Genomic DNA, 13630 nt, shown 5'->3' with positions numbered 1-13630 from the left:
CCGCGCAGCGAAGGAGCATCATCATGAGTGCACATTATCTGACAATCGAAAATATCGACATGACGTTCAACAGCGGCAAGGTTGCGTCCCATGTTCTGGACAAGGTAAACCTGCGTGTCGACAAAGGCGAATACATTTCCATCATCGGCCACTCCGGTTGCGGCAAGTCCACGGTACTGAATATTGTCGCCGGGCTGATTTCGCCCACATCCGGCGGTGTCATCCTGGATGGCAGTGAAGTCAGCAAGCCGGGGCCGGATCGCGCCCTGGTGTTCCAGAACCATTCACTGCTGCCCTGGTTGACCGTATATGAGAATGTCGCCCTGGCGGTGAACAAGACTCTGCGCAAAACCATGAAGGCCAGTGAGCGTCATGACTGGATACTGCATAACCTCGCCATGGTGAACATGACCCATGCGCTGGACAAACGACCGGCGGAAATCTCCGGCGGGATGAAACAGCGCGTGGGCATCGCCCGGGCGCTGGCCATGCAGCCCAAAGTTCTGCTGCTGGACGAGCCCTTTGGCGCACTGGACGCGCTGACCCGTGCGCACCTGCAGGACGAGGTGATGCGCATCCAGGCCGAACTGCACAATACCGTGTTGATGATTACCCATGACGTCGACGAAGCAGTCCTGCTCTCGGACCGCATCGTGATGATGACCAATGGCCCTTCCGCGACCATCGGGGAAGTGCTGAGCATCGACCTGCCCCGCCCCAGGGACCGCATCGCACTCGCGGATGACCCGCGCTACAACCATTACCGTCAGGAAGTGCTGCGCTTTCTGTACGAAAAGCAGCGCAAACTGGAAAACCTCAGTGAGCACCGGGCAAAGAAGGATGAAGGCACAGCATCAGAAAAAGCCAGGGCGAGTTGATGAGACGGGCCATGCTGCACTGTGCGGACCGCGCAGTGCAGCATGGGCTGGATCAACCCAGTACGTCCGCCATGGACACCACAGCTCTGGCAACATCCACCAGCCGCTTGCCCTGATTCATGGCCATTTTGCGCAGCAGGCGATGCGCATCATCTTCCTGCAACTTGCGGTGTTTCATCAGCAATGCCTTGGCCCGCTCAACAACCTTGCGTTCTTCCAGAGCTTCCCGCGCCGCATCAAGCTCATCCTGCATAGACTGCAGACGTTGCGACTGATCATGCACCATCTCGATAATCGCCCGGCCAAGACGCGGGCTGAGACTCTCACTGCTGTAACGTTCTGGCCCGCAGAACACGACAAAGGAACCGTTCTCTTCGACAGCGTCCTTGTCCAGCGCGTCCGGTTCGGCCACATCCGTTTGCTGCAAGGCACCAATCCGTGATTCATGCTCCGCCAGGCGCAAACGTGCCTGTTCCAGCCGCTCCACACACAAGGCCTGCAACTGATCCTCAAGGTGGTCCTCCACCTCTTTCATGGCATCAATACGCGCTGTCATCAGCAAGAACCAATGGTCCGAGATATGCGCCGATGCGCTCTCGCTTCTGATCAGTGCAGACAGATTGCCGGTGCACGCCAGACGCCGCAGCCGCTCCACCTCCGCCTGATCGGTCGCCCCGAGCGCCGCACACCACAACGCCTGGCTGTCGGCATCGGCAAACTCGGCGAAGATATCGAAACAGCGCTCCTGCCCCTCGATCAGATCACTCAGCCGCTCCGCATGGGCAGCATCGAACTCACCCTGTGCGAAGCCTGCCGCACCCAGCGCGCGTTCCTGGCCCGCCAGTTCCTTGCCTTGCATGAAATTGAACATGGCCACCAGTAGCCGGGAAATGGTCGGGTCCATGGCCGCATCGGCCGCCTCGAACACCACGGCCAACAGGCTGCCCACCATGGCGCTGTAGTGCCGCACCGCTTCATCCGGCGCCAGGTCCAGTGCCCTGATGCGCGCCCGCAACGGGGCCAGCCCCTCCAGGACATGCACTGCATGGGCGATACGGCTGAACAGCCGGGCACCGCTTTGCACACCAATGGTGCGCGAGGCGACCTCATTCAGTGCGCCGTAGAATGTCTGGGCCAGTTCATCCGAGGCGGCGCGGAGATCATCCAGTTGCGCGGCAAAGCGCTCGCCGCCGGAACCGAGGTGGACGTTGGAGGCGCCCCGCTCCCGTTGCAGGGCATGAATCAGGTTGCTGATGACGGCAACGAGCTGCCCCATACGCATCAGGTGCGACAGATCGTCGATCTCGCACTGCCTTGAAGCAATCACGAAATCCGTCGCACAAGGCCTGTCTTGCCGGGATTTACCGAGCGGTCCAGCGGTCATCATCTGCTCTCTTTTACCCGAACTACGTCAATATAGTGTGAAACAGTGGGCAAGAGTCATGCAAAGACCAGGCCACGGCCCGCCAGCAGCTGCCGGGGCTCCGTTCAGTCCGCCTGACGGGGATTCTGACCCCGATGCGCCACACCGCGCTGGCGTGCCAGTTCGATCTGCTTCTGGCGCTCGGCAAAACGTGTCTTCTGCTCCGGCGTCAGTTGATCATGGCAATGGGGGCATGAAACGCCCGGCTGATACAGGGGCGAGGCCTTGTCTTCGGCGGAAATCGGGCGGCGACACGCGTGGCATTGATCGTATTGTCCGGGCTGCAAGCTGTGATCAACCGTCACTCGCTCATCAAAGACAAAGCATTCCCCTTCCCAGAGCGATGTCTCCGCCGGCACCTCTTCGAGATACTTCAGAATACCGCCCTTGAGGTGATACACCTCCTCGAAGCCCTGCTCCTTCAGGTACGCCGTGGATTTCTCACACCGAATACCGCCGGTGCAGAACATGGCCACCTTGCGGTGCTGCGCCGGGTCGAGATGCTCGCGCACATAGTCCGGGAACTCACGAAAACTGGTGGTCTCCGGATTGACGGCACCCCGAAAGCTGCCCACGGCCACTTCATAATCGTTGCGGGTATCGATCAGCAGGACCTCAGGATCACTGATCAGAGCATTCCAGTCTTCAGGCGCCACATAGGTCCCCACCACATGACGCGGGTCAATACCCTCCACGCCCATGGTGACGATCTCGCGCTTGAGTTTTACTTTGGTGCGCAGGAAGGGGTGCGCCTCCACGTAGGATTCCTTGTGCTCGATGGCGCCCAGGTTGGGGTCCTGCGCCAGCCAGTCCAGCAGCGCATCAATCGCCGCGCGCGTGCCCGACACGGTGCCATTAATGCCCTCTGCGGCGAGCAACAGGGTGCCACGCACGGCCAGCCGATGCATTGTATCCAGCAGCGGCTGCTGCAGAGCTTGATAATTGTCCAGCCGGACAAACTTGTAGAGTGCTGCAACAACAATCTCGCGCATGACCTTTCCAGAAGCTCCCGTGTTTCTTTAATCTGAGTTGTTCAAGTTCAGCGGCTACCGCCCCGACAGTCCGGTGACGCCAGTGCTTCGCCACCGCGCTGTGCCCATTCCTGCGGCGTGTGCGTATGCAGCGCCAGCGCATGCACCGACCCCGCCAGTTCCTCTTTCAGCAATGCATAGATGCACCGATGGCGCTTTACCAGCGACAGGCCCTCGAATGCGTCGGAGACCACTACCAGTTTGTAGTGCGACTCCGTCGCCGGGCCGCCGTGCATGTGGCTCTCGTTCTCCAGCGCCAAGTGTGTCACAGCAAGACCGTCACGCACCTTGCGCTCGATCAAGGTTGCCATTGTTGTAGCGTCTGCTGTGGCGTCTGTTGTGGCGTTTGCCATATGCCCCCCTTCATGCACCGGTCAATCGGGGCGCATTCTACGCCGCACCGGCACGCTCTGTCCCGCCCACTGTCCCGCTCACCCGGCAATCGGCTCGCTGATCGGGGAATCGATGATCTCGTCCCAAAGCGCTGGCAGCGCGGTGTTCTGCCAGCCCGGATAGTCCGCCATGCCGGATTCCCGGCCCAGCAACCGCACCTGACCACTGCTCGCCCAATCAGCCCAGCCCGGTGCCTTGCCTGCGGCGAAACCGCCCCATATTGTCTGCACCGCCTGACTGAGAGCGGCCGCCGCCTCACCGCCGCCGGTGAACAGCTGCCCCACCGGGGTGTCCGTGATGCCGAAAACGAAAGGCACATCACTGACATGACACGCACCCAGCGGCACGCCGAATGCCGACACTTCCCAGGTAAACTCGAAACCCCAGGCGCTGCCGCCTGCGGCAACCTGGGCGTCCAGCAGCCGCCGCGTAGGCACCCGGAACACGCGGTCCGTCTCCATGGCGCTCAGCCAGTCCAGCTTCGACCGTTCGGCATGCGGGGTCACTTCACGCTGATAGGCCGCCAGTGCCGCCTCGCCATGCGCCGGCAGTGCCCGCTGGAAACGCCGTTGTATGTCATCGTCGCCCAGCGCCCGCAGTTGCTGCATGCTGGCACCACCATTGAAGGGCGCCGCATACTGGAACAGATGCCATTCATCCCGGCAGGTGCCCGCCAACAGGATCTTGTCCCGGGCACAACCGGCCGCGATGGCGTTCACGGGCACCTCTGGCAGCAGATCGCCGTCCACCACAGGCAGAAACGTCATGCCGAATTGCGGTGTGCTGCTGCGCAGCCCGCGCTGCACGGCTGTTTTCACGGCGCTGCGTTGCGCCCGCACCACGTCTTTGGGGGATGCCTGCCGCAGCTTGTCGGCGGCGTTCCCGTCTCCCGGCAGTGCTGCCACCAACATCTCGGCAACGCGGCTGGCCTCGTCCGGTGAGAGCACCATATCGCCAGCGCCGGACTGCAGAATGGCGCGATGAAACAACGCGCTGGCCGAGGGCGTCGCCAGCAGCGTGGCCACACTGAACGCCCCGGCGGATTCGCCAAAAATCGTGACTGCCGCAGGGTCACCGCCGAAAGCACCGATATTGCGTTGCACCCAGGCCAGGGCCGCCACCTGGTCGCGCAGCCCCAGATTGCCGTCGGCTTCCAGCGAGGGCGCCAGATCAGCGAACCAGCCATAACCCCAGGCCCCCAGCCGATAGGCGGCATTCACGACGATGACATTTTGTGTGCGCGCCAGCTGCTCGCCGTTGTACAGCAGTTGCGAAGGCGATCCGGCGAGATAGCCACCCCCGTGAAACCAGACCATCACGGGAAAAGGCCCCTCCCCCTCAGGCACCCAGATGTTGACCGCCAGACAATCGTCACCGATCTCCTCGACCCCCATCAGCGGGTTCTTTTCCTGCCATGTGGCCACGGCAAAGCGATCCGCTGCCCGCACGCCTTGCCAGGGTGGCACCGGTTGCGGCGCCCGAAAGCGCAACGCGCCGCTGGCCGGGGCGGCGAACGGGATACCCCGGTATGCCATGCATCCCTTGCCGGGTAGACCACTGACTTTACCGCTCTCGGTTTCCACCACTGTCATTAATAACTCCTCATCCGTTGATGACGCCTGATACGTTGTGAATGCTGCGGAGAGGTCTCGCATTCCGACACCTGTTTAATTGTCGGACAACGAGCGATGAACAGCTCTGACATCTCACCTACACTGTCTGCGTCCTCACGAAGCCATTCCTCACCACATCAGGGAAGCTGTTGCCGGGGACGACCTGACATTCAGCATTTTAAGGAGTTAGATCATGCCTCAGTTCAACAAGGAAAGCCTTGACCAGATCAACAGCCGTCTTGAGCAGGCCCGTGAAGACCTTCGCGCCACCAGTGACAAGGCTGTGAAAGCCCTGCGCGGCGCCGTGACCCGTGTAGAGCAGCGCAGCGCCGACTTTTTCCAGGAGCTGGTCAAGACCGGCGAAGCACTGCAAAAGTCACGCAGCAAGAACCAGAGCAAAGCCGCCAAGACCGCCAAGAAGCCGGAGCTGTCCCTCGACAGCCTGCGTCAAAGCACTGCCAGCCTGCTTGGCCTGCCGACCCGTGACGAAGTCGAAGCCCTGAACAAGAAGCTCAATTCCCTGACCCGCAAGGTCCGCAAGATCGAGAAATCTGCCACCGGCGCCTGATTTCCCGGGCCTGGCCCGTTTGTGCTGCGTCCCGCACGCTCGTCTGTCTGGCGATCGTGCGGTGCCAGCCACGCCTGCCTATTGACACACCGCCAGCGCTTCCGTTGACTATGCGGTCTACGCTGATGGGTAACGTCCTGCATGAACAACCCGAATAACACACGGCCGGGCACCCTTACGGTGGCCTCCTATTGGATCGAGTACCTGCTCGATGCCGCCCTGCATCTCGGCTGCGACCTCAGCGCTGACCTGCTGCGGCTGGGTATTACCGAAGAGCAACTGGAGCAGCCGCAGGCACGCGTTCCCCTGCGTACGGAGCAAGCACTGCTGCAAGCTGCCGTCAGCCGCACCGGCGACGCCTGCTTCGGCCTGCATATGGGCGAAATGATCCGGCCGCGCTTCATGGGCGAACTGGGCTACGCCACCATGTCCAGCGCCAACCTGCGCCAGGCGCTGGAGTTGACCATCCCCTTCCAGCGCGTCACCAACGAACTGATTTCCCTGGATGTCGAACGCGAGGGCGACCAGCTGATCCTGATCTGGGACGCCTTGCTACCGGACCTGCCTGAGGTGCATCACCGCATCGAGGCCCTGTGCGCAGGCTCGGTTACCTTCGGCCGCTGGATCACCGGTAAGGCAGAAAACCCCGTGTCAGTACACTTCCGGCATGCAGCGCCAGCGGATACCAGCGAGCACGCCCGCATTTTCCGCTGCCCGGTGCATTTCGGTGCCGACCACAATTCTGTAGTGCTTGATCAGCGCATGCTCGACATGCCGATCCGCGATGCCGACCCGGAAGTACACCGGATCATGCGCAATCGCGTGCATCAGGCCATGACCCAGTTTCTGGCGCGGGACAATCTGCTTGATCAGGTGCGTGCGGAAATCCAGCAACAACTGCTGCATGGCACCCCCCAGCTGGAAAGCGTGGCCGAGGCGATGAATGTAAAGCCCTGGACACTGCGCCGGCGCCTGCGCGCCGAAGAAGCGGATTTCACCACACTGCTGGATGACGAGCGCAAGGCGCTGGCGACCGACTGGCTGATCAACAGTGATCGCCCGGTGAGCCAGATCGCCGCTGATCTGGGCTATTCCGAGCAAAGCGCCTTCAATCGCGCCTTCCGACGCTGGTTTGCCTGCACACCCGTGGCTTACCGGCAGCAATACCGGAGCTGACGTCGCCAGCCGTCATTGTCGGGTCAACCAGCGCCGCTTGCTCTGCACCAGCGTCAGCCCCTCGGCAAAGCCCGTCATCAACGGCTTGTGCAGCCCCATACGGAGCAGCGCATAGGGCACCGGCAGCAAACGGTAGTAGACCCTCGCCAGACGGCGAACCACTGCCAGTTCCCGGCGCCAACTCTGCAGGTTGCGCTGGTAGCTTGCAGCAACATCGCCAGCGCCCAGAATGGCGGCTGCCGCCATCTGGCCACTGAACACCGCCCCATAGATACCTTCCCCCAGCAGCGCTTCTGCCAGCCCTGCCGCGTCCCCGGCAAACAATACCCGCCCTGCACTCAGCGGTTGCTGATCGCCGCGCACCGGAATCGGATAGCCCTTCACCGCCTCCAGCGCATCGCTGCCAAGCCGCGCCCGGCTATAGGCCAGCAACCGTTCGCGACTGATCCCGTGTGTCGCGCCGCAATGGGTATAGAGACCGACATTGACATGATCGCCCTTGGGGAACAGCCAGCCGTAACCGCCCGCCTGGCTGGCATAGTCGAAACGCATGCCGGGCCAGGCAACATCGGTCAGCGCTTCCCGGGGCAGCAAGCCTTCGATAGCCATTGCCGTCGCGCCATCAGGCTGACCGAGGAGCAAACGCCGCACCGGCGAATGAGCACCGTCAGCGGCAATCAGCCAGCGGCCACGAAAGGCCTGGCCATCGCTGGCAATGAGCGTCACCCGCCCCGCCCCGTCGGCAGTATGCAGGCCGTCCTGCGTAACCCGGGCGATGCCCGGGATATGCTCCAGTGCCGCACCCGCCTGGCGGGCCTGTGTCAGACAAAAGGCATCCAGTTCCGGACGATGCGTCATCAGACACACCGGCGCGGCGGCTTCAAAGCGGTCCACCCAGCGGCCGCGGTGGCTCATGGTGATAGCGGAGACCGATTCGCGCACCACCGGTGCAATGGCAAAGCGCAGGCGTTGCGCCGCCTTGATGGTCACGCCCCCTGCGCAGGGCTTGGCCCGCGCCTGTGCCGGCCGATCCAGCATCAGCACCGACACCCCGGCCCGCGCCAGATCCAGCGCCGCTGCTGCCCCCGCGGGCCCGGCACCGACCACCAGTACTTCTGCCTCCGTTGTGCTCACTCGCATGGCCTCCCTGCTGAAAAGGCAAAGTCTCCCTCGCTCGTTCCTTCACGTCCATGACCGGGCACACCTGAGTGGCGCACGCAGCCCCTCGCCCGGAAATCGTCCCCCGTGCGATACCGCGCCGAGTCGATTATAATGCGCGCCCACCGGGTCATCGCCCTCCAGCCCAAAAGGCCGGATGTCGCCGGAAGACTCACACACAATCCGCCATACAGGCGAATCAAGGAGATTGTTCATGAAAGCACCCGTACGCGTCACGGTCACCGGTGCCGCAGGCCAGATCAGCTACTCCCTGCTGTTCCGCATTGCCTCCGGCGACATGCTCGGCAAAGATCAGCCCGTGATTCTGCAGCTGCTGGAAATCACCCCGGCGCTGGAAGCACTGAAAGGCGTGGCCATGGAAATCGATGACTGCGCATTCCCGCTGGTGGCCGGTATCGTCCAGACTGACGACCCCAAGGTGGCTTTCAAGGATGCAGACTATGCACTGCTGGTCGGCGCACGTCCGCGTGGCCCGGGCATGGAGCGCAAGGATCTGCTGGAAGCCAATGCTGCCATCTTCTCCGCACAGGGCAAAGCCATTAACGAAGTGGCCAGCCGTGACATCAAGGTCCTGGTTGTCGGCAACCCGGCCAACACCAACGCCCTGATTGCCCAGCGCAACGCGCCGGACATCAACCCGCGTCAGTTCACTGCCATGACCCGCCTGGATCACAACCGCGCCATGGCGCAGCTGGCCCAGAAGACCGGCACCACCGTGAACGACATCAGCAAGATGACCATCTGGGGCAACCACTCCTCTACCCAGTACCCTGATCTGCACCACGCCATCGTTGATGGCAAGAACGCAATCAGCCTGGTGGATCAGTCCTGGTACACCGACACCTACATTCCGGAAGTGCAGCAGCGCGGCGCAGCCATCATCAAGGCACGCGGCGCCTCTTCCGCAGCCTCGGCTGCCAGCTCCGCTGTCGACCACATGCGCTCCTGGGCGCTGGGCAGCGCCGAAGGCGACTGGGTTTCCATGGGTGTCTACAGTGACGGCTCCTACGGCATTGAAGAAGGTCTGATCTATTCCTTCCCCTGCACCTGCCAGAACGGCGACTGGGCTATCGTTCAGGGCCTGGACGTCAACGATTTCTCCCGCGAGCGCATGCTGGCGACCGAGAAAGAGCTGGCCGAAGAGCGTGATGCAGTGAAACACCTGCTGCCGTAAACATTCCTGTTTGTAGCAAGAAAAGAAACGGGGCCGTATGGCCCCGTTTCATGTAAGAAAGCCCCGCCGTTTTATACTCCGTGTATGCCGACCTGATTATGTGACACCTCGAAAAATAAACACTAATTAAAACTGAACGTCATTCATTTTTTATTATCCCGACACCGCCAGCTGCCAACCCCCACCTTGCATCATGATCGCGCACGTCGCGTGGAATTTCTCGGTGCGCATGTTCACTGAAAGTGCATGATTTCATGTAATTCATAGGCTTGGCGCACTCCTTTTCGGGACTTTACTCTTGGTACAGAAGTACCTTCAAGTTAATGATAAATAGCTGTTTTGTTGTTTTTTATATTACCAATCAAATCATCTGGCATGGCGTTTGCTGAATATTCACGTGCCCCGGATGGCGGCTTTACCTTTCTCTGGACTATTTCAACTTTATGAAAAGGCTAATCACTCATGAGAGATTTTCTCACGGGGAGCGCTGCGCTTTCGCTCGCCTGCAGCACACTCATTACGCTTGCCACCACCAGTCTGACAGGGCTTGCAACAGCCTCAAGTCACCGAGAAGCACCCGCCATTGCCGGTTTGCCACGCGTCGATGGCAGTGATTTTTATCTGTTTCGAAGCTACCAGTCGGGGCGGACCGATACCGTCACCATGATCGCAAACTACCAGCCCTTCCAGGTGCCGTTCAGTGGCGCCATCTATTACCCGATGGATGAAGAAGCACTCTACGAAATTCATGTGGACAACACCGGTGATGGCCGGGAGAACCTGACATTCCAGTTCCGCTTCGGCAGCACGGAGCGCCTGGACGAAAACGATGTACTCCAGACCTATGGCATCACCATGGTCAATGGAGACCGGCGCACGGGCAGCAAAGCCGTCGTTCGCACTACGGCGGGCAACGATGCAATGGAAAAGCCCGCTGATTTCATCGGAACAAGTACGTTTTCCACCACCAGCTACACCAACTACAGCAATGCCAGAATCTACACTGTCGGTTTGCCACTTTGCGGCAGCCAGGGGCGGGTTTTTGTCGGCCAGCGCGCTGAAAGTACCGCAGCGAGCCTCGGCAACTATTTTGACAACGGCAATCTGGCACTTGGTGCACAACCTTTCGCGAGTGTCATCGGCGCAGACAGCGTCACTGACCCCATGGCCGCGTTCAACGTGACCTCCATTGCGATAGAGGTCCCGATAAGCTGCCTGCAATCCGACCCGGAAAACCCCGTCATCGGCGCATGGACCACCGCCAGTTTGCCTCAGGCCAAAGTGCTCAATCCCGGGTTCCCGGCCGAGGCAGGCTCTGCGCCATTCGTCAGCGGTGGCGGCTGGGTACAGGTTTCCCGCGTCGGGAATCCCTATCTGAATGCACTGTTTGTTGATGCCGGGCGTCGTGACGCTTTCAACGCTTCAAAGCCCGTCGATGACAACCGCTTCCTGAATGCCGCGCTCTACCCTAACCCGGCCAGAGTCATCGCGCAGCGTTACAACCTTCTTGAGGCCGCAACACCACGCCAGGATCTCGCGCAACTTTTCTTCTATGGCATCCCTGCGCTGACCGGCACCAGCAGTGCGCCAGCAGACATGCTCCGCCTGGACACCAGCATCGCCGCTGCCCCGCTCGCGAGTCAGAATCCGATGGGCGTTCTGGCCTGCGATCTCGCGGGCTACCCAAACGGACGCCGGCCAATGGATGACGTGCTGGATATCGTGCTCAGCGCCAGCCTCGGTGCTACCTCCGCAGATAACCCGCTATCGCTGCAGTTCTGCGATCTGAGCGATGAAACACCGGATCTGGTTGCCGGCGACCATGTCACCGACGGTGCGCGTCGTACCACGACAGGTATGCTCGCCAACTTCCCTTACCTGCCGCTGCCCACTGCGGGCTCCGCGCGCTGATTCGGGAGAACCTCATGACACAGCTCCGTTTCCTCACTGTTCTGGTACTCGCTGTACTGCTTGCAGCCTGCGGCGGCTCTTCCGGATCAAGCGGCACCCCTGGCGAACCACCACCCGGCCCCGAGACACCGCCACCCGCTTCAGATGACCTGGTGGATCTGGTGCTTGCTGTCTGCACAGACGGCGCCGGCAATGGCGTGCCCTCGGATATCACCGGCATGCGCTTCTCCGAGCGCGCGGACGCCCCGGAAACCTTCGCGTCCTGTTTCGATCCGGCACTGTAGCCAGGCAACGTCATGCCAGCGCAGAACTCATCAACGCATATGTATTACACGAGGCCTAACATGAAACCATCATTGTCTCTTGTTCTTCTGTCACTGCTGCTGACCGCCATAGCGGGTTGCGGTGGCAGCAGTAGCAACAACAACAGTTCGCCAACACCGCCACCTGTGGATGAAATTGAAACCTCGGCGGAACGTTTTCTCGAAGTGGCACCCGGCGTCCGGGATGGCACCCTGCCCATCAGCCCGGTTATCGAATACAAGGCCGCGCCGATCCGGGTACTTACCACCGGAGGCGCCGATGCACCGATGTCCATCAAGGGGCAGGTGCGCTATCCCCTTGTTGGTGAAGGGCCGTTCCCGGTAATCCTTTACCTGCACGGACGTCACGGCACCTGTATTTATCTCGGCGGGACCGAAGCCCTGACCGGTGCTGCCGGCTGCCCGAACATGTCACTGATTGGTTTGCCACTCGTGGGGGTTCGCCCGGTCAAAAGTCTTGCCGGTTACGACTACATGGCCACCAATCTGGCGGCCGCCGGTTACGTGGTGATTTCCATCGACGGCAATGACGTTAACGATATCGATAACCCCAGCCTGCCGGAGCGCGGCGGTATCGCGCGCGGCTACATCATCCTCCATCACCTGGATATCTTCCGGCAGATCAACGAGACCGGCGAATATGCAACGCTGAGTCCGATGCAGGGCACAGCACCCGAGCCGGCATTCTTCATGGATCTGATGGGCAAGATGGATCTGTCCCGCGTCGGCATCATGGGCCACTCCCGTGGCGGGGAAGGCGTGATGCGTGCCAACCTGCTCAACGAGTTGACGGAGGAGCGCACGACGCTGGAGTATCGCGCCGAGGGACCGACTACACTTGGCGAACCCTTCACCAACAAGCACTCCCTGGGCGCTGTGTTGCCCCTGGCCCCCACTGATTTCGAATACCAGACCGTTCCGCAGTCCAACTTCATGACACTGTTGCCCTACTGCGATGGCGATGTCAGCAACCTGCAAGGCGCGCGGATGTATGACACCAGCCGCTATACCAACCCGCCCAATCCCGACGACCCGAACTCCGTCGGCGAACCGGAAACCAAATATCAGATACTGCTCGACGGCGCCAACCACAACTTCTTCAACACTTACTGGCCGTCAGACGACTACCGCGCTACCGGCGTCCACTGCCAGCGCAGCACCGCCAGCACCAGCGGCCGCCTGACACCCGAGCAGCAGCGTGACTACGGTGAGTTCCTGATGTCCTCCTATCTCCGCATGGCGGCGGGTGGCGAAATGCAGTACGCCAACTACTGGAAAGGGCGCGCAACCATTCCGCTGGAGTACTGCCCGATGAACAACAGTGTCGAGCGCTGCAATGCACGCAGCATTGTCTCCTACCACGCGCCCTGGCAGCATCGTTTGCTGGTAGAGGACACACTCAGCCCGACCAGTCTGAGTCGCAACGCGCTGGGCCTCCCTGTCAGCATCAGCGGGCTGGATCGGTTCGAGTTTTGCAGCATCCTCAACGGTGCCGCGACCGGCTGCCCTTCTGCACGCACCTATGGCAACTCGACTCAGCTCTTCGCCAAATGGTCCACCACTGATGCGGTGTATCGCACCGAGCTCGGCGAGCTGGATGTCTCGGACTATGAAGTCGTCAGCCTTCGGGCAGGTGTAGCCTTTGATACCACCGGCATACTCTCCAGTGGCGATCAGGATTTCCACATTCGGCTGACAGACGCCAATGGGATGAGCGCGGAGATCCCGGCCAGCAGCTATAGCGATGCCCTGTTCTATCCCATGGCCCTGGCCTCGGAGGGCAAGACGACACTGAACATGGTCGCCATCCCGCTTGCGGCCTACTCCGGCATCGACAAGACGCGCCTTGCGGCACTCGAGCTGGTGTTCGACCAGACCAGTAACGGCGCCATCCAGTTCACCGATATCCAGTTCCAGCGCCTGCAGCTGGCACCCTGAATCCGGCCCCCCGGAGGAGAACC

Annotated in this window: 12 protein-coding genes; 7 read left to right on the top strand and 5 right to left on the bottom strand. The window is 61.1% G+C overall.

Translation table 11 applies throughout. The features are described from left to right. Positions 1-23 precede the first annotated feature (23 nt). Positions 24-878, top strand: coding sequence for an ABC transporter ATP-binding protein (locus tag K8B33_RS01570; protein WP_223422543.1), 855 nt, complete (start codon positions 24-26; stop codon positions 876-878). A gap of 52 nt (positions 879-930) precedes the next feature. Here K8B33_RS01570 and K8B33_RS01565 read toward each other — a convergent pair whose 3' ends face one another. The 4 genes from K8B33_RS01565 to K8B33_RS01550 form a co-directional block, all read right to left on the bottom strand. Continuing rightward, positions 931-2262 carry a nitrate regulatory protein gene (locus K8B33_RS01565; protein ID WP_223422542.1) on the bottom strand — a complete coding sequence of 444 codons (1332 nt, stop codon included), beginning with the start codon at positions 2260-2262 and terminating at the stop codon, positions 931-933. A gap of 104 nt (positions 2263-2366) precedes the next feature. Beyond that, positions 2367-3293 carry an oxygen-dependent tRNA uridine(34) hydroxylase TrhO gene (trhO, locus tag K8B33_RS01560; RefSeq protein WP_223422541.1) on the bottom strand — a complete coding sequence of 309 codons (927 nt, stop codon included), beginning with the start codon at positions 3291-3293 and terminating at the stop codon, positions 2367-2369. Positions 3294-3340: 47 nt separating this feature from the next. Then, entirely contained in the window at positions 3341-3643 is a 303-nt protein-coding gene (locus tag K8B33_RS01555) for a BolA family protein (protein ID WP_223422540.1), read from the bottom strand. A 120-nt stretch (positions 3644-3763) separates the two neighbouring features. After that, positions 3764-5317: a carboxylesterase/lipase family protein gene (locus K8B33_RS01550; RefSeq protein ID WP_223422538.1), complete on the bottom strand. Its 1554-nt coding sequence runs from the start codon at positions 5315-5317 to the stop codon at positions 3764-3766. A gap of 214 nt (positions 5318-5531) precedes the next feature. On the opposite strand from K8B33_RS01550, the gene K8B33_RS01545 reads away from it, so the two are divergent. Together K8B33_RS01545 and K8B33_RS01540 are read left to right on the top strand one after the other, a co-directional pair. Next, on the top strand, positions 5532-5906 hold the full coding sequence (locus K8B33_RS01545; RefSeq protein WP_223422535.1) for a phasin family protein: 375 nt from the start codon (positions 5532-5534) through the stop codon (positions 5904-5906). Positions 5907-6047: 141 nt separating this feature from the next. Further along, complete coding sequence (locus K8B33_RS01540; RefSeq protein ID WP_223422533.1) at positions 6048-7082, top strand: AraC family transcriptional regulator; 1035 nt, start codon at positions 6048-6050, stop codon at positions 7080-7082. A 12-nt stretch (positions 7083-7094) separates the two neighbouring features. Here K8B33_RS01540 and K8B33_RS01535 read toward each other — a convergent pair whose 3' ends face one another. Then, entirely contained in the window at positions 7095-8216 is a 1122-nt protein-coding gene (locus K8B33_RS01535; RefSeq protein WP_223422530.1) for a geranylgeranyl reductase family protein, read from the bottom strand. Between the two features lie 238 nt (positions 8217-8454). On the opposite strand from K8B33_RS01535, the gene K8B33_RS01530 reads away from it, so the two are divergent. The 4 genes from K8B33_RS01530 to K8B33_RS01515 all read left to right on the top strand — a co-directional run bounded on the left by K8B33_RS01530 (position 8455) and on the right by K8B33_RS01515 (position 13607). Further along, positions 8455-9435, top strand: a complete 981-nt coding sequence (locus K8B33_RS01530) for a malate dehydrogenase (protein WP_223422527.1) — start codon at positions 8455-8457, stop codon at positions 9433-9435. A gap of 462 nt (positions 9436-9897) precedes the next feature. Next, positions 9898-11346, top strand: a complete 1449-nt coding sequence (locus K8B33_RS01525; protein ID WP_223422526.1) for a DUF4331 domain-containing protein — start codon at positions 9898-9900, stop codon at positions 11344-11346. 14 nt (positions 11347-11360) lie between these two features. After that, on the top strand, positions 11361-11630 hold the full coding sequence (locus tag K8B33_RS01520; protein ID WP_223422524.1) for a hypothetical protein: 270 nt from the start codon (positions 11361-11363) through the stop codon (positions 11628-11630). Between the two features lie 60 nt (positions 11631-11690). Beyond that, positions 11691-13607 (top strand): alpha/beta hydrolase, encoded by a 1917-nt coding sequence (locus K8B33_RS01515; protein WP_223422521.1) that lies wholly within the window; start codon positions 11691-11693, stop codon positions 13605-13607. The last annotated feature ends 23 nt before the right edge of the window (positions 13608-13630 follow it).

The organism is Alcanivorax limicola (assembly GCF_019931215.1).
Taxonomy (GTDB): domain Bacteria; phylum Pseudomonadota; class Gammaproteobacteria; order Pseudomonadales; family Alcanivoracaceae; genus Isoalcanivorax; species Isoalcanivorax limicola.
The sequence above is the reverse complement of the archived record's forward strand: the minus strand, read 5'-3'. Positions and strand labels throughout refer to the sequence as shown.

Excerpts from the sequence above, each read along its gene's own strand:
- K8B33_RS01530 (WP_223422527.1), top strand. The coding sequence starts at position 8,455 with ATGAAAGCACCCGTACGCGTCACGGTCACCGGTGCCGCAGGCCAGATC.
- K8B33_RS01520 (WP_223422524.1), top strand. The coding sequence starts at position 11,361 with ATGACACAGCTCCGTTTCCTCACTGTTCTGGTACTCGCTGTACTGCTT.
- K8B33_RS01540 (WP_223422533.1), top strand. The coding sequence starts at position 6,048 with ATGAACAACCCGAATAACACACGGCCGGGCACCCTTACGGTGGCCTCC.
- K8B33_RS01550 (WP_223422538.1), bottom strand. The coding sequence starts at position 5,317 with ATGACAGTGGTGGAAACCGAGAGCGGTAAAGTCAGTGGTCTACCCGGC.
- K8B33_RS01555 (WP_223422540.1), bottom strand. The coding sequence starts at position 3,643 with ATGGCAACCTTGATCGAGCGCAAGGTGCGTGACGGTCTTGCTGTGACA.
- K8B33_RS01570 (WP_223422543.1), top strand. The coding sequence starts at position 24 with ATGAGTGCACATTATCTGACAATCGAAAATATCGACATGACGTTCAAC.
- K8B33_RS01565 (WP_223422542.1), bottom strand. The coding sequence starts at position 2,262 with ATGACCGCTGGACCGCTCGGTAAATCCCGGCAAGACAGGCCTTGTGCG.
- K8B33_RS01525 (WP_223422526.1), top strand. The coding sequence starts at position 9,898 with ATGAGAGATTTTCTCACGGGGAGCGCTGCGCTTTCGCTCGCCTGCAGC.
- K8B33_RS01515 (WP_223422521.1), top strand. The coding sequence starts at position 11,691 with ATGAAACCATCATTGTCTCTTGTTCTTCTGTCACTGCTGCTGACCGCC.
- trhO (WP_223422541.1), bottom strand. The coding sequence starts at position 3,293 with ATGCGCGAGATTGTTGTTGCAGCACTCTACAAGTTTGTCCGGCTGGAC.
- K8B33_RS01545 (WP_223422535.1), top strand. The coding sequence starts at position 5,532 with ATGCCTCAGTTCAACAAGGAAAGCCTTGACCAGATCAACAGCCGTCTT.